The sequence below is a fragment of the Cellulophaga geojensis KL-A genome (genome assembly GCF_000568425.1).
Taxonomy (GTDB): Bacteria; Bacteroidota; Bacteroidia; order Flavobacteriales; family Flavobacteriaceae; genus Cellulophaga; species Cellulophaga lytica.
The window spans coordinates 48,329-67,787 of sequence record NZ_ARZX01000011.1; the positions used below are offsets into that span (position 1 = coordinate 48,329).

The 19,459-nt window shown below is 31.4% G+C and carries 18 protein-coding genes; 4 read left to right on the forward strand and 14 right to left on the reverse strand.

Annotated features, from left to right (window positions below; translation table 11 throughout):
* Positions 1-20: 20 nt before the first annotated feature.
* Genes KLA_RS09705 through KLA_RS09725 form a run of 5 tightly spaced genes read right to left on the reverse strand, consistent with a single transcriptional unit; the run spans position 21 to position 4,315 of the window.
* Positions 21-296, reverse strand: coding sequence for a TIGR03643 family protein (locus KLA_RS09705; protein WP_013622725.1), 276 nt, complete (start codon positions 294-296; stop codon positions 21-23).
* Complete coding sequence (locus KLA_RS09710; protein ID WP_034645417.1) at positions 293-1,717, reverse strand: SDR family oxidoreductase; 1,425 nt, start codon at positions 1,715-1,717, stop codon at positions 293-295. The genes KLA_RS09705 and KLA_RS09710 overlap by 4 nt, the downstream gene beginning before the upstream one ends.
* 3 nt (positions 1,718-1,720) lie before the next feature.
* Complete coding sequence (locus KLA_RS09715; protein WP_034645420.1) at positions 1,721-2,335, reverse strand: flavin reductase family protein; 615 nt, start codon at positions 2,333-2,335, stop codon at positions 1,721-1,723.
* A 5-nt stretch (positions 2,336-2,340) separates the two neighbouring features.
* Positions 2,341-3,651, reverse strand: coding sequence for an ABC1 kinase family protein (locus KLA_RS09720; RefSeq protein WP_034645421.1), 1,311 nt, complete (start codon positions 3,649-3,651; stop codon positions 2,341-2,343).
* 4 nt (positions 3,652-3,655) lie between these two features.
* The gene (locus KLA_RS09725; RefSeq protein ID WP_034645423.1) at positions 3,656-4,315 is read right to left on the reverse strand and encodes a TetR family transcriptional regulator C-terminal domain-containing protein; all 660 of its coding nucleotides are present in this window, start codon (positions 4,313-4,315) and stop codon (positions 3,656-3,658) included.
* Positions 4,316-4,503: 188 nt separating this feature from the next.
* Here KLA_RS09725 and KLA_RS09730 point away from each other — a divergent pair, with 188 nt between their 5' ends.
* Both KLA_RS09730 and KLA_RS09735 read left to right on the forward strand, forming a co-directional pair.
* Complete coding sequence (locus KLA_RS09730) at positions 4,504-5,355, forward strand: hypothetical protein (RefSeq protein ID WP_051456082.1); 852 nt, start codon at positions 4,504-4,506, stop codon at positions 5,353-5,355.
* A 107-nt stretch (positions 5,356-5,462) separates the two neighbouring features.
* Entirely contained in the window at positions 5,463-6,308 is an 846-nt protein-coding gene (locus KLA_RS09735) for a DUF2911 domain-containing protein (RefSeq protein ID WP_034645427.1), read from the forward strand.
* 67 nt (positions 6,309-6,375) lie between these two features.
* Here KLA_RS09735 and KLA_RS09740 read toward each other — a convergent pair whose 3' ends face one another.
* From KLA_RS09740 to KLA_RS09780, 9 genes are all read right to left on the reverse strand, one after another.
* On the reverse strand, positions 6,376-8,085 hold the full coding sequence (locus KLA_RS09740; RefSeq protein WP_034645429.1) for a sodium:solute symporter: 1,710 nt from the start codon (positions 8,083-8,085) through the stop codon (positions 6,376-6,378).
* 109 nt (positions 8,086-8,194) lie between these two features.
* Positions 8,195-10,693, reverse strand: a complete 2,499-nt coding sequence (locus KLA_RS09745) for a PIG-L family deacetylase (RefSeq protein WP_034645432.1) — start codon at positions 10,691-10,693, stop codon at positions 8,195-8,197.
* Positions 10,694-10,814: 121 nt separating this feature from the next.
* Positions 10,815-11,858, reverse strand: a complete 1,044-nt coding sequence (locus KLA_RS09750; protein ID WP_051456083.1) for a magnesium and cobalt transport protein CorA — start codon at positions 11,856-11,858, stop codon at positions 10,815-10,817.
* 11 nt (positions 11,859-11,869) lie between these two features.
* Positions 11,870-12,412 (reverse strand): mechanosensitive ion channel domain-containing protein, encoded by a 543-nt coding sequence (locus tag KLA_RS09755; RefSeq protein ID WP_013622714.1) that lies wholly within the window; start codon positions 12,410-12,412, stop codon positions 11,870-11,872.
* A complete protein-coding gene (locus KLA_RS09760) occupies positions 12,409-13,344 on the reverse strand; it encodes a hypothetical protein (protein ID WP_034645436.1) in 936 nt (311 codons plus the stop codon). The genes KLA_RS09755 and KLA_RS09760 overlap by 4 nt, the downstream gene beginning before the upstream one ends.
* A gap of 34 nt (positions 13,345-13,378) precedes the next feature.
* Entirely contained in the window at positions 13,379-13,969 is a 591-nt protein-coding gene (locus tag KLA_RS09765; RefSeq protein WP_034645438.1) for a Maf-like protein, read from the reverse strand.
* Entirely contained in the window at positions 13,970-14,497 is a 528-nt protein-coding gene (locus KLA_RS09770; protein WP_013622711.1) for a KdsC family phosphatase, read from the reverse strand. It abuts the gene before it with no gap.
* Positions 14,481-15,245: a Rossmann-like and DUF2520 domain-containing protein gene (locus KLA_RS09775; RefSeq protein WP_034645441.1), complete on the reverse strand. Its 765-nt coding sequence runs from the start codon at positions 15,243-15,245 to the stop codon at positions 14,481-14,483. The genes KLA_RS09770 and KLA_RS09775 overlap by 17 nt, the downstream gene beginning before the upstream one ends.
* Before the next feature lie 34 nt (positions 15,246-15,279).
* Positions 15,280-15,654 (reverse strand): hypothetical protein, encoded by a 375-nt coding sequence (locus tag KLA_RS09780; protein ID WP_013622709.1) that lies wholly within the window; start codon positions 15,652-15,654, stop codon positions 15,280-15,282.
* Positions 15,655-15,751: 97 nt separating this feature from the next.
* Between KLA_RS09780 and KLA_RS09785 the strand changes: the two genes are divergently transcribed.
* Together KLA_RS09785 and ccsA are read left to right on the forward strand one after the other, a co-directional pair.
* Positions 15,752-16,153, forward strand: a complete 402-nt coding sequence (locus tag KLA_RS09785) for a group III truncated hemoglobin (protein ID WP_034645444.1) — start codon at positions 15,752-15,754, stop codon at positions 16,151-16,153.
* A 107-nt stretch (positions 16,154-16,260) separates the two neighbouring features.
* Positions 16,261-19,458, forward strand: coding sequence for a cytochrome c biogenesis protein CcsA (ccsA, locus tag KLA_RS09790; RefSeq protein ID WP_034645447.1), 3,198 nt, complete (start codon positions 16,261-16,263; stop codon positions 19,456-19,458).
* The last annotated feature ends 1 nt before the right edge of the window (position 19,459 follow it).

A 19,459-nucleotide genomic window follows, 5' to 3' on the forward strand; every position in this document is an offset into this window, starting at 1 on the left:
ATTAATAAAAAACAGTTTATTTAATATCTTTTACTTATAGTGTTATTGGTAATATGCTTTTGTCTGCTACATTTAAAGCGACCGCTAACGAATGTTCTTAGTTTTGCGTGCTTTGTTTTGCGTCCTTGAACCCGTTTGCGCCACATTTTAAAACTACTTGGTTTCATTTCTGTGCGCATTAATGTAATCACTTCTTTTTCAGACAAGCCAAACTGAAATTTAATAGCATCAAAAGTGGTTCTATCTTCCCACGCCATTTCTATTACACGATCTATTTGTTGTATGCTTAAGCTCATTTTGCCACTAATTTGTTAATCATTCCATTAAAAATAAACATATGAAAAGGGAGTACGCTATACCAGTACAACCTACCAGCTAAACCTCTTGGTCTAAATGTAGCTGTTTGTTTAAGTATGTTTTCTTCAATCTTAAATTCTAACCAAGCCTCTCCAGGTAACTTCATTTCAGCGTACAACAACAATTTTTGTTGTTCTTTATCTGCAAATATTACACGCCAAAAATCAAGAGCATCACCAGCACTTAAATCTGTAGAGCTAGTTCTTCCTCTACGTAAGCCTATGCCGCCAAATAACTTGTCTAAATAGCCTCTAAATTTCCATAAAATAGTACCATAATACCATCCTGTGGGGCCACCTATAGCCCAAATTTTATTAATAGTCTTTGTTTTATTAGTAACCTTACGCTCTTTATAATCTGTAAAACAACCATATTTTGGTACGTTTATATATTTGTGTAAGTTGGCTTTTAGCCTTCCGCTACTTATAATGGAGTCTTTCCAACTAGATAAAATACTATTTTGTTCTATTTTTTCAAAAGCTAATTGTACAGCTTCTTTGTATGTAATTGGTTTTATATTTAAAATGGAATTAATATCACTTGGTTTCCCAATAATTTCTACACCCATACTTTTTACCAATGTAGTTGCTAATTTGTACGATGTAGAAGTAACAAAATATAACCAGTAAGACGATAGTTTAGGAGTCATTACAGGTACAGTAATTATACTTCTTTTAAGACCTCTAACCTCTGCAAATTGCAATAGCATTTGTTTGTAAGTTAGTACATCTGGGCCAAAAATGTCTATGCCTTTATTGTATAATTCTTTTTTTACTATTGCTTTAGATAAAAATAGAAGTACATCTCTAACAGCTAATGGTTGTGTTTTAGTATCTAACCATTTAGGAGCAACCATAATGGGTAATTTTTCAACCAAATCTCTAATGATTTCAAAGGAAGAACTACCAGATCCCACAATAATACCAGCTCTAAATGTAGTAAGAGCATATTTGTTAGATGCAAGTGTTTCTTCTACCAACTTTCTAGAAGATAGGTGCATAGATAGTTTTGGGTCGTTGGTAATACCGCTTAAATAAATTACTTGCTGGGTGTTTGTTTCTTCTATATAATTTTTAAAATTAATAGCACATTCTTCTTCTAGAGATTTAAAATTACTTGAGGAATTGGACATAGAGTGAATTAAATAATAAGCTATGTCTATATCCTTTGGTATTGTTGATAGCGTATCTTTTTGTAAAAAGTCAGCTTCAACAACAGTAATTAAAGGTTCGTTTTTATACCATTCTTCTGCTCTTAATTTATCTCTAACAACACATACAACTTTGTGGCCCTCTTCTATTAAAAGGGGCACCAATCTTTTGCCTATATAGCCTGTTGTACCTGTTACTAGTATTTTCATTTGTTATTTTGGTCTTTGGTATTCAAATCTTGTATTTGTTTTTGGTATAGCATAAGTATCTAATCCGTTAATGGCAGCCACATTACCTTTTGCTAAATCTATCAATCCATCTTGTTGCAAAAGATTTTCTTTTACATATAAATTAATAATTTCTCCAATCACTAAAATGGTATCATTAGCAGCAATAGGCAACTCTTCTATAAATTTTAATTGCAATTGTACAGGAGCATCTTTTAAAAATGGAGCAGTGCAATTGTCTTTATATTCGGGTGTTAGTTTTGTTTTAGTAAACTCAGATACATCTTCTGGATATTTAGCAGAAGTATGGTGTGCATCTTCTAAAATATCTTGGTGTATGTGGTTTATTGTGTATGTTTTAGTTTCTATTATATTTTTGTAAGTATGCCTAGGTACTGTCGTTGGCCTGCAAATAAAACCTAATAATGCAGGATTAGACCCAAGGTGAATTACTGAACTAAAGACAGCAATATTTTCTTGGCCTTTTACAGATTTTGTGCCAATTAAGTTGGCAGATTTGTAACCTGTAGCACTGTTTATTAAATTAATTTTATACAAGTGCTCTAGTTCTTTTATATTGTTTGTACTGTATTTTATCATTTTTTTTAGAGCGATAAATAGTTGTTTATTTTAATGTCTTTAGATTTTAAATCAAACATTAGGTTATAAAGTCCAAAAAATGTTCTGTTTATGTAAATAAAGTGTTTAGAACCTCTGTTTCCGTTCATTTTACGTAGCTCTGTACTTTTGCTATATTTTTCGCCAAGTTCTGCAATTTGGTTAAAGAAAACAGGGTCAGAGAAATCAAACGTTTTATTGTGAAAAGGTTTTGTGAATAAACTTAACATTTCAAAAAAAAGATCAGAGAAAAAAGCAACTTCTTCTTTAGAGTCTTCTTTTTTTAATATTTCTAACTGATGCATTTTTTGTGAAAATAAAACAGGATTGTTAATAATCTCTGGTTTAGCCAGTTCAAAATAAGGAGTGTAAAAATTGCTAGGGACCTCTTTAATACATCCAAAATCTAAAGCAATTAAATTACCCTCTTTAGAAATTAAAAAATTTCCGGGGTGCGGATCTGCATGTACTTTGCGTAGTACGTGCATTTGGTACATATAAAAGTCCCATAGTGCTTGGCCAATTATGTTAGCTTTATTTTGGTTTGTATTATGGGCAGTAAACTCGCTTAAGTGCTCGCCAGTCATCCAATCCATAGTAATAATACGTTCCGATGAAAATTGTTCATAATACTCCGGAAATCTTAAGTTTGGTATATGCTCACAGGCTCTAGCCATTTCTTTACTCTGCTTCATCTCTAAAAGGTAATTGGTTTCTTCAATAAGCTTGTTTTCTACTTCTGCAAAATATTTATCTGAGTCTTTTCCTTTTATATTAAACATTTTTATAGCTATAGGTTTAACCATAGCTAAATCTGTAGAAATGCTGTCTGCTACACCAGGGTACTGAATTTTTACGGCTAATTTTTTGCCGTTAGCTTCTGCATAATGTACTTGTCCTATACTGGCTGCGTTTACAGAGTTAATATTAAACGTATCAAAAATTTCATTTGGAGTTTTGCCAAAATATTTTTTAAATGTTTTTTGTACTAAAGGAGCAGACAATGGTGGAACAGAAAATTGCGCTAACGAAAACTTCTCTACGTACGCTTGTGGCAGTATACTTTTTTCCATACTTAACATTTGCGCAACTTTTAAAGCACTCCCTTTAAGCTGTTTTAAACTATCATAAATATCTTCTGCATTGTTTTTATTTAAACGCTCTTTAGCTTCTATTTCAGTTTTTGTTAATTTATCTCCGTAGTATTTTAAGTAATTAACACCAACTTTTGCGCCTGTAGTAACCAACTTACTGGCACGTTGTATTTTAGATGTAGGTATTGTGTCTATAGTTTTCATAGGCTTACAAGTTCATATTAATTTTTTCTTTATAAATAAACTTTCCTAGATCTATAATACTTTGTAAGGGTTTAGTGTCTAGTAAATCAAACGTGGTATTAACACTTTTTTCAATAAATATATCTGTTTTTTCAAATGAAGATGAAGTATCATCTAACCAAAACTTTATTGTAATTAGCAATTGTATCCAAGCAGATTCATTAAGTGTTTTTTGCTGAATTTTTTCTAATTTTTCTTGCTTAAGATCAATTGTTTCAATTTCTAAATGTGTAATATAATTTGTGAAACTTTCTTTAAGTTTAGACAAAATACCTACATACTTTAATTTGTTCTTATGCTTACTTAAAGCATATACTACATAACTTCTGTTTGCGGTAAGCATCTCAAAAAAAGTATAGTAAAAGCTTAATAATTTTGTTCTGTTATTAAAGTCTAAATATGCTTTATCTGCTTCTAAAGCTTTAATAGTGTAATTGTAAAAAGCGTTAAAAACTTCTTTTTCTAATGTTTCAAAAGAGTTGAAGAAATTATAAAAAATAGCCTCATCAAAATTATTTGACTTAGAAAACTTGTATACAGAAGACGGTTGCTTTTCGTTTTCTAATACATAATCCATATAAAAACTTATAATATCCTCTGCTGTAATCTTCTTTTTCTTTGCCATAATTTTTGTATTTCTAAAACAAAGATACAAAAATGTCTAACTATTTCACTAAAAGATTAGACAAAATTGTTTTTATGTCTGTTTTACTGCTATTTTGAACTCTAAAATGTTAGCTTTTACTTAAAACTATTTATAGTCTTGTAAGTTACACGTAGCTTTGCATCTAATTATAAATTAAGTATTTATTAATGAAGGTTAAGTTAACACTGTTATATATTTCTGCTTTGGCATTAGGCGCTTTTTTTGGTCAATTTACCAGTTCTTTAGTAGGCGTTTTACCAGAAGCTGTTTCAGAGTCATCAGGTTTACTTTATTTTGATGATACTTTAATTTCTCACAACGATTCTGGTAATGCACCAATCTTATATCAACTTAATAAAAAAACATTTAAGGTAGAGAAAGAGATAGAAGTAGTAAATGCTAAAAATATTGATTGGGAAGATTTGGCCCAAGACCAAAATTATATTTATGTGGGTGATTTTGGAAATTATTGGGGAGACAGAGAAGACCTTGTGGTATATAAATTATCTAAAAAAGATATAAGAACATTAAGTAAAGTAACAGCAGAAAAAATTTATTTTAACTATCCAGATAAAAAGAATAACACGCGTAAAAGCAGTAGTAATTTTGATGCAGAAGCTATGTTTTGTAAAAATAACGAGCTTTATATTTTAACTAAGCAATGGAGAGAGAAGAAAACTAGCGCTTATAAAATTCCTGTAAAACCAGGTAAATGTGTGGCAACAAAAGTGGGTGAATACAACACAAAAGGCTTGGTAACGGGTGCAACTTATAATAAACAAGATAACAGCGTACTTTTGGTTGGTTATAATATGTTTATGATGCCGTTTGTGGTTGAAATAGAAAATAGTAGTGCTAATAATTTGTTTACAGGGACTGTTAAAAAGACACAGTTAGACTTGGGTTTTGTGCAAATGGAAGGGGTAACTACTTATACAGATGGCACTTATTATTTATCTTCTGAGTCTTTTACAAAATTAGGTGCTAGCGCAAGTATTTATAAGTTAAACGCCAATTAGTGTGTTGTTTTTTAAGTAATTTTATGTAATAAAATTTAAGGTTTTGTTAACATTTAAAGGGATAGGTGTGCCTTAATTTTGAAGAAACTTAAAAAACTATAAATCAAATGAAAAAAATTGCATTAGTATTAGTTGCTGTGTTTGCCTTAACAGGAGTACAAGCACAAATTGAAACACCACAACCTAGTCCGTTTACTAAAATAGAACAAAAAGTAGGTTTAACAGATGTTACTTTAGAATACTCTAGACCATCTATGAGAGGAAGAGAAGTTTTTGGTAACCTAGTACCTTTTTCTAAATTATGGAGAACAGGAGCTAACAAAAACACAACAATTACTTTTAGTAACAACGTTACTATAGGTGGTAAAGAAGTAAAAGCTGGTTCTTATGCGGTGTTTACTAAACCAGGAGAAAGCTCTTGGGAAATTATTTTTTATGCAGATACTAACAATTGGGGAACACCTAAAGCTTGGGACAATGCTAAAGTTGCTGCTACAGTTAAAGCAGATGTTGTAAAAATGCCTATGAAAATTGAAACTTTTACAATGACTTTTGATGATTTAACAGCTAGTTCTGCTGTATTAGGTATTTTATGGGAAGATGTATATGTAGGTGCTAAGTTTGATGTACCAACAGATAAAACAGTTACTGCTGCAATTACTAAAACAATGAATGGCCCAAGTGCACAAGACTACTATGCTGCTGCTGTTTATTATAAAGAAGCTGGTAAAGATATTAACCAAGCAAAAACTTGGATGGAGAAAGCTATGAGTATGATGGAGAAACCTGCTTTTTACCAATTAAGACAATTGTCTTTAATTTATGCTAAGGCTGGTGATAAGAAAAAAGCCATTGAAACTGCTAAAAAATCTTTAGCTGGTTCTAAAGAAGCTGGTAATGCAGATTACATAAAAATGAACGAAGACTCTTTAAAAGAGTGGGGAGCTAAATAAGCTCTATTTTTAAAATAGTAAAAGCCCGTAAAACAATTGTTTTACGGGCTTTTTTGTAGATGAAATTTTATATTTTCATTTCGTTTTCGGTTTTCATCATTCGGTCAAAACCCTCTAACATTATTGCTATAGAAATTACTAAAGCACAGCCAAAGGCATTTAGCCATAGGTAAGACATCCAATCAAAAGCCCAACCAAATATTACAATAACCTGCGTAATAATTGCAGCAACAAATACGGCATTACCTTTTACATATTTAAAAAAGAACGCTAGTAAAAATATGCCCAACACGTTACCGTAAAAAATAGAACCTATAATGTTAACCAATTGTATTAAATTATCAAACAAGCTAGCTACACAGGCAATTAATATGGCTAAAATACCCCAAATTAGTGTTAGTACTTTAGATGCTTTAACGTAGTGTTCTTCTGTTTCTCCTTGTTTAATACTCCTTTTATAGATATCTAAAGCGCTAATAGTACCCAAAGCATTAAGTTCTGATGCTGTTGAAGACATAGCAGCAGACAATATTACGGCAAGTAAAAGACCTATAATTCCTTGTGGTAAGTAGTTTAATATAAAATGAATAAAAACATAATCTGTATCATTTGTTTCTACAGAATCATCTGCTTGCTTAATTAAATTTTTACCTGCATCTCTACCTAACTTTTCTTGCTCATTTAGGCTTATAATTTCATTTTTAGCTTTCTTTTGCGCCCTAATATTGTTTTGGTCTATTGCTACAGATAATTTATTTTGAGCAACTACTTTTTGCTCTGTTATGTACTTGTGTTCTTCCTGTAAAAGTTTGTAGTCTTCTGCGTGAATAGAGTTTTCTACTTTAGCAGTAGCAGCAGGGTTAAAGTTTAAAGGAGATACGTTGTATTGATAAAACACAAATACCATTACACCAACCAATAAAATAAAAAATTGCATTGGAATTTTTAAAATCCCATTAAAAATTAAACCAAGCTGACTCTCTCTTACTGATTTACCAGATAAATAACGCTGTACCTGACTTTGATCTGTACCAAAATAAGACATAAACAGGAAAAATCCACCAGTTAATCCGCTCCAAACAGTGTACCTACTCTGTGTGTCTAAACTAAAGTCTAAAATATTTAATTTATCACTTGCACTAGCAACCTTTAAGGCTTTGCTAAATGTAATATCGTCTGGTAAATAATCTAAAATAAAATAAAAAGCCACAAACATACCCAGCATAATAATAAACATTTGCTGTTTTTGGGTAACGCTTACTGCCTTTGTACCGCCAGATACGGTGTAAATTATAACCAGAATACCAATTAAAATATTCAAAATTCTTAAATCCCAACCTAGTACTGCAGATAAAATAATAGAAGGAGCGTAAATGGTTATACCAGCAGCTAAGCCACGCTGAATTAGAAATAAAAACGCAGCAAGTGTTCTGGTTTTAACATCAAACCTGTTTTCTAAAAACTCATAAGCAGTGTATACCTTTAGTTTGTGATATAATGGTACAAAAACCATACATATTACTACCATAGCTAATGGTAAACCAAAGTAAAATTGCACAAAGCCCATTCCTGAGTTATAGGCTTGTCCTGGAGTAGATAAAAATGTAATTGCGCTAGCTTGTGTAGCCATTACAGACAACCCAATTGTCCACCATTTAGACTGGTTGCCACCTAAAACATAATCGTTTACATTTTTACTTCCTTTTGTTTTGTACACGCCAAAACCAACAATAAATAGTAGCGTTCCAATAAGTAAATACCAATCTATTTCTGCCATACTAATTGTAAATTTTCATTATTATAAAAAAAACAATGGCATACATTAAGTTTAATAGTAACACCCAAGAATATTCTTTTTTCCAAATAAATTTATCTTTCATAGTGTTTTATTTTTTTTTAGGAAGTGATAATAAATTGGCAAATAATTTATATGCCCCTGGTACACCAGCAGGTAATTCTCTAAAAAAGCTAATTCCTGTATATACGTAATTTCCTTTTCCATAAGCAGCAATTAAAATACTACCTTTTTTTGCCTCTTCTCCTTTATCTGCCATTGCTAAAATAGGAGTAAATTCTTTACCCCATTTGTTAGGAAAGTATAAACCACGTTCTTGTACCCAATTATTAAAGTCGTTAGGAGTAATTTTGTTTGGAGTGTTTACCACAGGATGATCTTTTGCTAAAATGGTAACTTCTGCAAACTCATTAGTAACTCTGTCTCTAGAAAGTTCTAATGGGTAAGGGGCAAGGTTATCTACACCTAGTTTGCTGCGGCCAGCTGTATTATATTGTATTACTAAATTACCTCCGTTTTTAACATAGTCTAATAAAAAGTGTTGTTTAAATTTTAATTGGTCTACTACATTATAAGCTCTAATACCAACCACAATAGCATCAAAACCTTTTAATGAAGCAGTATTGATGTTGTTAGGGTCTATGATAGAAACATTGTAGCCAATTTGCTCTAAACTCTCAGGGATTTTATCTCCTGCACCAGTAATGTAACCAATGTTTTTTCCTGTTTTTTTAATGTCTAAACGTACTACTTTAGCTTCAGACGGTAATAAAACAGATTGTGTAGGTATATGATCATAAGATATAACTACAAGCTCTTTATTAAGTTCTTTGCCATTAATTTTTACAACTGGTAAAATAGAACCTTCAGATTCGCTATTTGGAGGCGTAACAGTAAATGTAATTGTTTTTGAGTCTCCACGTTTTTTAATATTAAAATTTTGTTTTGCATTAACTACTTTCCATCCTTTAGAAAAAGTTAATTCTATTTCACCAGAAATATCATCTGCTAAAGCCTTAACTGTTACTGGTATTTGTTTTGAAGATTCATCAGAAAAAATAATAACTTTATCTTTTATGCCAACACTAGCTTCCGGTAAAACTTCAAAAGGTCTGTACAATTCTCCTTTGTCTGGTTTAGAGTAGTGATAAACAACAGGTTTGGTAATAGTTAAAGTGTAATTGTTAATACTAAGTTCAAAATCTGCATTAAAAGCTCTTGGTGTCTCTGGTTTGCCTATTAGTTTTTTATCTTTTACAGTGTACATACCTAGTGTACCTTTTTCCATTAACCAATAAGGGCTAGTGTATTTTGTATCTGCAGGTACAGCAACATCTAAAGTTAGGTTTTGCTTTGTGTTGTTTTCTAACAAAATATTAGGCGTTAGGGTAGTAGCACCAACGTTTACAGATTTTAAAACAATGTTTGCAGTGCTTCTATTTAACGCTTCTATAGATACTTTAAAATTACCAGAAGGCGTACTATTGGTATAATTAGCATTTGCTTCTAAATACAAACCAGCTACAGCAGTAATAATATTTTCTAGTTCTTTAGATTTAATATTTTTCCAGTGTTTATCTGTAGATTTTTGTAGTAATTTATAAGCCTCTATAAGCTCTGGTAAATGTGAAGACGGATTTTTGAAATTAAAATTTTCTTCAACCTTGTTTAGTATTTTTCCAATAGCATCACCACCATCTATTCTAGACCAAGTAGTATTAATGCCTTCAAAAATATCATCGCCTTTAGGCATATCACCTTTTAAAAGCTCAATATACTCATCTTGGCTACCTCTTGTAGATATTCTACCAAAACCTTGGCATAAATGTTGACTGCTAGCAAGTGCAGCAATTTCATTATTAGAAACACCTAGTATTGGGTAAAAGACACCAACATCTAATTTCATTAATTTACTTTTGTCAGCTTTATTAAAAGCTTCTTCACTACCATAAAACCACCATGAAGTATTAAAAAACATACGTTTTGGTTGCCAAGTTTCAGTTAGTTTTAATTGTTCTGGATATGCATTAGCATCATTTACCAAATCAAAAGCCTCTACGCTTAGCATTGCAGAAGTAGTGTGGTGACCGTGTGTAGTACCAGGAGTTCTGTGGTTAAATCTGTTTATAATAACATCTGGCTTATATTGCCTAATAATTTGTACAACATCTCCTAAAACTTCTTCTTTATTCCAAATGGCTAAAGTTTCATCTGGGTGTTTAGAGTAACCAAAATCATTTGCTCTAGAGAAAAATTGCTCTCCACCATCTTTACTACGTGCACCAAGCAATTCTTGAGTACGTAAAACACCTAATTGCTCTCTAATTTCTGGTCCAATTAAGTTTTGTCCGCCATCTCCGCGAGTTAAAGATAAATATGCTGTTTTGGCTTTTACGTTGTTAGATAGGTATGATATTAATCTGGTATTTTCATCATCTGGATGAGCAGCAATGTATAACGCAGAACCTAAAAAGTTTAGCTTTTGTAAAGAGTGATAAATTTCTGTAGATGAATTTTTTTTTGGGGCTTGAGAAAATCCTAAGTTAATGCATAATAGAGAAATTACGCAGGATACCAATAGTTGGCGCATAAATGTTAATTTTGGTTGATGTCCAAATATAACAAGTTCTACGCTTTACAAAGAGAATTTTAAAGGTTCTTTAACACCGTTTTTAAGAGGTTTGTTAACAATTTTAAATTTTGATGAGAAATTATGAAAACCATTTTTTTCTTTTGATGAATATTATAGATACTATAGACACCAAAACCATAACACCTAATAATATAAAATAGCCATATTCAGTTTGTAGTTCTGGCATATTTTTAAAGTTCATACCGTAAATGCCAGCTAAAAAAGTAAGCGGAATAAAAATTACAGAAAATATAGTTAAGGTTTTCATTACCTCGTTTAACCTATGGTTTTGTATACTAAACATTAGGTTTAAAGTGCTATCTAATTGGTTTAGGTTAAAATCAATTTCATCACTCATTAAACCAATTTGTTCTTTAATTTCTATAAAATACTTTATGTCAAACTCAAAACAATCAATATTTTCTAGTTGATTTATAGCATCTTTAATGCTAATAGTCATTCTTTTAATTTGGTTAAGTTGTCTTTTGTTGTTTTCAACTTTTAAAGCAAACTCAGGTGTTGGTTTGGTTTCATTTAAATTGTCTAGACCAATATTAGCTTCGGTAAGTTTATCATAAGCAATGTAATAATTGTCTATTATAGCTTCCATTAGGAGGTAAAACAGGTAGTCTGCACCTTTTTTTCTAATAATACCTAGGTTTTTTTCTATACGTTCTCTTAAATGTTGAAAATGATCTCCTTCTACCTCTTGTATGCTCCAAACGTAGGTTTCGCCAACAACAAAAACCATTTGCTCAAACTTTGTTTCGTTACTTTCGGAAGAATAATAAGGAGATTTTAATGTTAAAAAAAAGCAATCATCTAGTTCTATTACTTTATTTCTGTGGTTGTTATCTATAACAAGGTTTATTAAAAATTCATCCATATTATTGTCTGCAATTATTTTGCGTACAGCTTGCGAATGCTGAAAACCATAGATGTTTAACCAAGAAATAACAGAGGTATCTTTTGTTATAGATATTTCATTTAATTCTTCTCCTTTTAATAAATGATAACTTTCTTTAGAGTAGGTTATTAAAGATGAATTTGCTTTAAACTCTTCAATATTAAAACTTTTTTTATCAGAATACGGATTTACTTTACGCCTGTTTTTTCTTTTCATACAGCAACTTTTTAAATGTAATCTCCTTCTGTAGTATCGTCATTATCATCTCTATTAATAAGTACAACACCTTTTTGTAAAAGTAAATTGTTTGGGTAGGTAAGGAGTTCCCCGTTGTCTTTTTTAAGGTAAATATGGTAAGCCTTAATGTCTAAAATGTCTACTTCTTCAGCAAAATCTCCATCTAGTATTTTTATACGATCTCCTATTTTAAAAGGGAAAGAGAAAAATAAAATAACGCCAGCAGTAATATTACTTAATATAGACCATGATGCAAATAATGCAACACCTAATACGGCAAATACAGATGAAAAAATAATTCCAAGATCTTCAAAATTTACTTGCCAAATGTAAACAATAACTATAAAGCTTATAGCCATAAATAATATGGTTATATATCTAATAATTAACTTGGTGCGCACTCTGTTAATGTCGCTTATTCTTCCTATTTTATGTATTGCTTTAGCAGTTAGGTAGCGAATAATAAAAAAGGCAATAAAGCAAATTAAGCTATTAATAAGTTGTTGTTGGTGTGTGTCTATAAATTCATTCATAATCCTAAACTATCTCTAAAATGTAAGTCCTTATTGCTGTTTTGTTGCCAATAAGCAGTGTTTATCCTTTTGTTTAATGTTGCTTTTGTGGTTAGCATTTTAATATCTGTTCCAAAGCCACTTTTATGTGTTTCTGTAAAGCTTTCTATAGTGTGCGGAAAAGCAGTAGTGTATGTTATTGTTAAGTTACGTTTTAAGTCAGGGTAATCTATGCTATAAACGGTTACGTTGTCTTTTTGAGTTTTAGTAATGTTTGCGGTGTATGCCTTAAGTTTTTTATGAGAAAACCTTATATATTGAAAAGAAGGTATAATTTGTAATTTGCCTGTTGGTAAACTATCTGGGTTAATTCTAATTTTAGCCCATAAATCGTTCTCTAAAATGTTTTTATCTAAACTAAAATTTTTATCTCCTTCACTTTCAAAATAAGAAAAAGATGAAACTTCAAATTTATCTTTGTTATTTAACTGAGAAAAAACTTGTCCGCACCATTCCTGTACAGAGTTTGTGATTTTTAATGAGGCAGAATTATCGCCAACAGGATAAAAGGTGCTAGACATAACAGAGTATGGATAAATACCAGTATAGAATTTTTTAGTGCTGTTTAATTTTAAAACAGGAACGCTTGTTTTGTCTGGGTTATCTGCTTTCACCTGTTTTTTAGCGCTAAAAGGCTCTGTTACAAAAACCAAAACAGCAGACCCTTTTCTTAACTCGCCATACCTAGCTTGTTCTAAATTATATGATGTTATTTCTGCAGTACCATTGTACCAATACTTTTTAAATTGATTAGACAGTGGTTTTGGTTCTTTTTTTTCAATAACCTTTTCAGGAGTTACAGCAGCAACATCTTGGGTTTGTATTTTTTCTTTACACGCATTAGATATTAATAGTGTAGCGGCTATTATACATAGTTCAACTAATTTTTTCATAACAAATACATTTTAAGTAAAATTACTTAAAATGTTATGCATTTGCTATAGTTAACAAAGTTTTATAAACTAAATGCGTAGGTAGGCCAACAACGTTAGGGTAGGAGCCAATAATTTCTTCAATGGCAATTAGGCCAATCCACTCTTGTATACCGTAAGCACCAGCCTTATCTAGTGGTTTATAGTTTTCTACGTAATATGTAATTTCTTCTAAGCTAAGTGCTTTAAATTTTACTTTAGTAATATGACTTTCTGTAATTTGTTTGTTTTTTGATGTGAAACAGACAGATGTAGCTACTTGGTGCCAAGAGTCAGACAATTTTGTAAGCATTTTAATAGCATCTGCAGCATCTTTTGGTTTTCCTAATTGCTTATTATTATGCCAAACAATGGTGTCTGATGTTATTAAAATATCTTTTTCTTGGAGAGATGCCTTAAATGGTTCAGCTTTTAGTGCAGCTAAATAATTTGTAATTTCTTCGGCTTTTAAATGATTAGGAAAAACTTCTTCAATAGGTCTAACATCAACCTTAAAGTTAATATCTAATTCTTTAAAAAACTGATGCCTTCTAGGAGAGCCAGAAGCCAATATAATGTTGTAATCTTTTAGTTTTTCAGAAAGCATTTAGTCGTTTTTAGCGCTATAATTATCATTCCACTTGCCTTGTGCTTTTAAAACCTGCTCAATAACATCTCTGGCACAACCATTACCTCCGTTTTTTTGAGAAATATACTTACTTACGGCTTTAATTTCAGGTATAGCATCTTGCGGACAAGTAGGCATACCAACAAGTTTCATAGGAGGAACATCTGGCATATCATCACCCATATACAAAACATTTTTAGGATCTATATTATTAGTAGATAAGTACTCTTTTATAGGTTCTATTTTTAGGTGAGCGCCTAAGTAAATATCTTTAACGCCTAAACCTTTAAATCTAGTACGTACACCTTCGCTAGTACCGCCAGAAATTATACAAACATTAAAGCCTTTTTGTATTGCAGTTTTAAGTGCGTAACCATCTTTAACATTCATTTTACGTAATAACTCTCCGTTTTCTGTAATAAGTACAGATCCGTCTGTAAAAACGCCATCTACATCAAAAACAAAAGTGGTAATATTGTGTAGGTATTCTTTATAACTTTTTTCCATAAGTATTGGTAATAGATTTGCTTATAACGCTGTAAATTTCTTTATGCGTATTGTTAGTTAGTTCTGTTATATGGCGTTGCATTGTACCAATATCATTACGTTTTGCAGGTCCTGTTTGTGCATTGTAAGGAGATAAGGTATTTAGTTTTGCAACGGTTTCTTGTATTAAAGGTGATAAAATAGAGAAAGGAACTTTGTTTTCTTCACAAATCTCTTGCCCAATTTGGTACATATGATTGCTAAAATTATTTACAAAAACCGCAGCCAAATGTATGGATTTTCGTTGTTCCGATGATATTTTATGTACACTGTTAGAAACACTTTCTGCTAGTTGAAGAAGTAAGGCTTCATCAGTCTTATTTTCTGCTTCTATACAAACAGGAATGTTTTTAAAATCTACAATAGCTCCTTTGCTAAAGGTTTGTAATGGGTAAAAAGATCCTTTGCGGTTTTTATCATTTAAAACGCTTATTGGTACACTGCCAGAAGTGTGTACAACTAATTTGTTTTGCAGTTGTAATTGTGTAGATACTTTAGCAATACTATCATCAGCAGTTGCAATAATGTATACATTAGCGTTTGGTAATTTTGTAAAATCAGTAGTTGTATTTACCTCATTTTTAAAAGGCAACAAAGCTTTTTCTGTGCGGTTGTATAGCATTGTAACGGTAACATTGCTTAACTTGTTAAAGGCAGTATATAAATGTGTGCCAATATTCCCTATTCCTATAATTACTACGCTAATCATACTACAAAAGTACAGCTAATCTATTTAAAAAAAATTATTCTTTGCAGCCAATTGTTACAGCGTGCGTGTGTCCTGCATTGGTACTTGTTGCAAGTGTAACAGCATTATTAGTCTTTAAGTTTGTAAAATGTTCTGCGGTTATGGTAAGCATATGTGTATGTCCTGTAGCACCATCTAATGTATAATTTTTTTGTGTGCCATTTGTAATGTCTTGTATTGTAATGTTTAGAGTGTGACTATGATTGCCTGCAATGGTAATTTTAGCACCATTTTCTATACAGTTGCCTTTTGCTGCATTTTCCTCTGTAGAGCTAGAGTCGTCTTCATTAGAACAACTAATATTACAGGTTAATAACACCAAAAAAAGGGTGTGATAAATATACTTTTTAAGCGGTATACTATTAAACATAATTCTACTTTTTTAACTGTTATTAAGGCTTTGTTGTTTAGTTTTGTAACTAATACAGGCTTAATTATTTGCTAATGTATTAAATAGTATTTGTAATATGAAAAAACTTGAGCTCACAACCAAAGAGAATGTATTTTTATTAGTTTCATCTTTTTATGATAAAATACGCAAAGATGAAACTTTAGGTCCTATTTTTAATGGTATAATTACAGATTGGGACCACCATTTACAGCATCTTACTAATTTTTGGAGCAATCAGTTATTTATAGAGCGTGGTACTTATAAAGGTAACCCTATAGCGGTACACAATAAAGTAGATAATTACACCAATAATACAATTAACGAAATGCATTTTGGTATCTGGTTAAATTATTGGTTAGAAACGTTAGATGAACTTTTTGAAGGAGACAATGTTAATATAGCTAAAAACAGAGCTCGTAATATGGGGTCTAATATTCACATTCATATTTTTAACGCCAGACAAAACACTAGTTCATAAACAGTTTAAACATTAGGTTTTCATTAACACATTTATTGTTGTTTTAGGTATAAAAAAACACAAAAAGGGCGTATTTTTGCAAACCAATTCATTTACTATTATCCAAGATGATAAATTTAATTAAGAAGTTCTTTTTTTCTACACGTTTAATGTCATTTTTATTCATAGCATTTGCAACCGCAATGGCTTTTGGGACATTTATTGAAAGCTGGTATAGCACTGATACAGCAAGAATATGGATTTACAACACAGTTTGGTTTGAGGCTATTATGGTCTTTTTTGTAATTAATTTTATAGGAAACATAGCTAGATACAACTTGTTACGTAAAGAAAAATGGGCAGTATTATTATTACACCTTTCTTGGATTTTTATTATTATTGGTGCTTTTGTAACTAGGTATATTAGTTATGAAGGAATGATGCCTATACGTGAAGGTGAAACAGAAAACGTATTCTTTTCAGATAAAACATACATCTCTACAATTGTGTATGGTGAAAAAGATGGTGTAAAAATGCAAAAAAAGAGTGAATATCCTATTCTTGTTACAGCAGAAGCATTAAAATCTGACTTGCCAATACACACTAATTTTGATAAAACGGAATATACTATAGCATATGCTGGTTTTATAGATGGTGCTAAAGAAGGTTTAATAATTGGAGATGAAGGAAAAAACTTTTTAAAAATAGTAGAATCTAGTAGTGGTGGACGCCATGATCATTATTTAGAAGAAGGTGTAGTGCAAAGTATACACAATGTGTTATTTGCTTTAAATAAGCCTACAGAAGGAGCTATTAATATTACTGCAACAGACTCTAGTTATACAATACAATCTCCTTTTGAAGGGACATTTATGCGTATGGCAGACAGGTTAGAAGGTGGTGTTAAAAAAGATACAGTACAAAAACTACAATTGCGTTCTTTATACCAAATGGCAAATATGCAGTTTGTTATGCCAGATTCTTTGGTTAAAGGTAAAAACGGAATTATACGTATTCCAGACGAAGAGCGTACAGAAAATATGCCAGATGCGCTAATTTTAGATGTTACTGTAAATGGCAATACTGTACGTAAAAAACTATTAGGATCTAAAGGAATGATGCAGTATTCTGATCCGTTTAAAATTGGCGATTTAGAATTTAGAATGTCTTACGGATCTAAAATTCATGAGTTGCCTTTTGCTATTAAATTAAATGATTTTATAGCTGAAAAGTATCCTGGTACAGAAAAAGGTTATGCATCTTTTATGAGTAAGGTAACTATTGAAGATGAAAAACCTTTTGACTATGATATTTTTATGAATCATATATTAGACCATAGAGGTTATCGTTTTTTTCAAGCTAGTTTTGATCCTGATGAGTTAGGAACAAGGTTATCAGTTAATCATGACCAATGGGGAACTTGGATTACTTATATTGGTTATTTTATGTTATATGCAGGTTTAATGGGGATTATGTTTTTTGGAAAAACAAGGTTTAAAGATTTAGGAGCTTCTTTAAATAAAATTAAAGCTAAAAAAGCAAAACTTACATCTGTTTTAATTTTAGGTGCTTTATTAAGTTTAACTTCTCAAAGTGTAAATGCACAAGATCATAGTCCTGGTGATGGCCATAATCACTCAGCTGTACCAAGTCCAGAGGTTGTAGACTCTATTATTTTAGCAACTGCGGTACCTAAAGAACACGCAGAAGAATTTGGTAAGCTAGTAATACAAGATGAAGGTGGGCGTATGAAACCTATAAACACTTTTACATCAGAGCTATTACGTAAGCTAAGTTTAAAAGATAAGTATTTAGGCTTAACATCAGATCAAGTGTTTTTATCAATGATGTCTAACCAACAATTGTGGGCTAATGCACACATTATTGCTATTGATAAAAAAGGATATAATGATAGTATACGTAAAGTTATAGGTGTGCCAGCTGGGCAACGATATGCAACTTTAATGGACTTTTTTGATGAAAAGCAAAGTTACAAGTTAGATCCGTTTTTGGTAGAAGCTACTGCAACTAATAACCCTAATAAATTTCAGCAAGATTATAAAGATGTTAATATTAGATTAGGGCTTTTAAACAGAGCTTTAAGTGGAGAAATTTTAAAGATTTTTCCGTTACTAGGTGTAGATAATAATAAATGGATATCTGCTTTAGAGTATAGAAGTAATAATGGTCAGTTTCCTGTGCAAGAAGAATTGTACGATAATTTTATAAAAAATGCTATACCTTATTATTTATTAGAATTGCAAAAAGCAAGAGAATCTGAAGATTATACAAAAGCTGATACAATGTTAGCTGGTTTAAAACAAAATCAAATAAACCACGGAAAAGAAGTATTACCATCAGACAGAAAAATAGAAATAGAGGTAGTGTACAATAAGCTTAATATTTTTAATGTCCTATATAAGTCTTATGCGGTTGTAGGCTTGTTGTTGTTCTTTATTCTTGTTTTTCAAATTTTTAAAGACCGTAGTATTTGGCGTGTGGCTGTGTACTTTTTTAAAGGAACAATATACTTATTGTTTATATGGCATACGGCAGGCTTAATTTTGCGTTGGTATATTTCTGGGCACGCTCCTTGGAGTGATGCTTATGAGAGTATTATTTATGTGGCTTGGGCAACCTTAGGAATGGGTTTACTGTTTGCGCGTAAAAGTAATTTAACTATTGCCGCAGCTACATTTGTAACCGCAATGTTGTTATGGATAGCACACCAAAACTGGGTAGATCCATCTATATCTAACCTAGTGCCTGTATTAGATAGTTATTGGTTAATGATACACGTTGCTGTAATTGTGGGTAGTTACGGCCCTTTAACTGTGGGGATGATTCTAGGTGTTACATCGTTAATTTTAATAATACTAACAAATAAAAAGAACAAAGCTCGTATGGATCTTAACTTAAAAGAGTTAACTATAATTAATGAGCTTGTTTTAACAACAGGACTTGTTATGCTTACTATAGGAAACTTTTTAGGCGGTATGTGGGCAAATGAAAGTTGGGGACGTTATTGGGGCTGGGATCCTAAAGAAACTTGGGCCTTAATATCTATTATGATTTATGCGTTTGTTGTGCATATGAGAATTGTACCTGGCTTGCGCGGCAGATGGTTATTTAATTTTGCTAGTATAGTAGCTTTTGCAAGTATTATGATGACATATTTTGGGGTGAACTTTTACTTAGCAGGTTTGCATAGTTATGCTAGTGGTGCACAGGTAATTACCCCAATGTTTATATGGTATACAGCAGCAGGTGTAGCAATACTTGGCGCAATAAGTTACTGGAGGTATAAAGTAAACTATTCTAAGTAGT

Bases quoted from the DNA above. Each gene is read 5' to 3' on its own strand.
- KLA_RS09780 (WP_013622709.1), bottom strand. From the start codon at position 15,654: ATGTTTAATAGTATACCGCTTAAAAAGTATATTTATCACACCCTTTTT.
- KLA_RS09770 (WP_013622711.1), bottom strand. From the start codon at position 14,497: ATGGAAAAAAGTTATAAAGAATACCTACACAATATTACCACTTTTGTT.
- KLA_RS09710 (WP_034645417.1), bottom strand. From the start codon at position 1,717: ATGAAAATACTAGTAACAGGTACAACAGGCTATATAGGCAAAAGATTG.
- KLA_RS09785 (WP_034645444.1), top strand. From the start codon at position 15,752: ATGAAAAAACTTGAGCTCACAACCAAAGAGAATGTATTTTTATTAGTT.
- KLA_RS09720 (WP_034645421.1), bottom strand. From the start codon at position 3,651: ATGAAAACTATAGACACAATACCTACATCTAAAATACAACGTGCCAGT.
- KLA_RS09775 (WP_034645441.1), bottom strand. From the start codon at position 15,245: ATGATTAGCGTAGTAATTATAGGAATAGGGAATATTGGCACACATTTA.
- KLA_RS09745 (WP_034645432.1), bottom strand. From the start codon at position 10,693: ATGCGCCAACTATTGGTATCCTGCGTAATTTCTCTATTATGCATTAAC.
- KLA_RS09765 (WP_034645438.1), bottom strand. From the start codon at position 13,969: ATGCTTTCTGAAAAACTAAAAGATTACAACATTATATTGGCTTCTGGC.
- ccsA (WP_034645447.1), top strand. From the start codon at position 16,261: ATGATAAATTTAATTAAGAAGTTCTTTTTTTCTACACGTTTAATGTCA.
- KLA_RS09730 (WP_051456082.1), top strand. From the start codon at position 4,504: ATGAAGGTTAAGTTAACACTGTTATATATTTCTGCTTTGGCATTAGGC.
- KLA_RS09705 (WP_013622725.1), bottom strand. From the start codon at position 296: ATGAGCTTAAGCATACAACAAATAGATCGTGTAATAGAAATGGCGTGG.
- KLA_RS09735 (WP_034645427.1), top strand. From the start codon at position 5,463: ATGAAAAAAATTGCATTAGTATTAGTTGCTGTGTTTGCCTTAACAGGA.
- KLA_RS09760 (WP_034645436.1), bottom strand. From the start codon at position 13,344: ATGAAAAAATTAGTTGAACTATGTATAATAGCCGCTACACTATTAATA.
- KLA_RS09750 (WP_051456083.1), bottom strand. From the start codon at position 11,858: ATGAAAAGAAAAAACAGGCGTAAAGTAAATCCGTATTCTGATAAAAAA.
- KLA_RS09725 (WP_034645423.1), bottom strand. From the start codon at position 4,315: ATGGCAAAGAAAAAGAAGATTACAGCAGAGGATATTATAAGTTTTTAT.
- KLA_RS09755 (WP_013622714.1), bottom strand. From the start codon at position 12,412: ATGAATGAATTTATAGACACACACCAACAACAACTTATTAATAGCTTA.
- KLA_RS09715 (WP_034645420.1), bottom strand. From the start codon at position 2,335: ATGATAAAATACAGTACAAACAATATAAAAGAACTAGAGCACTTGTAT.
- KLA_RS09740 (WP_034645429.1), bottom strand. From the start codon at position 8,085: ATGGCAGAAATAGATTGGTATTTACTTATTGGAACGCTACTATTTATT.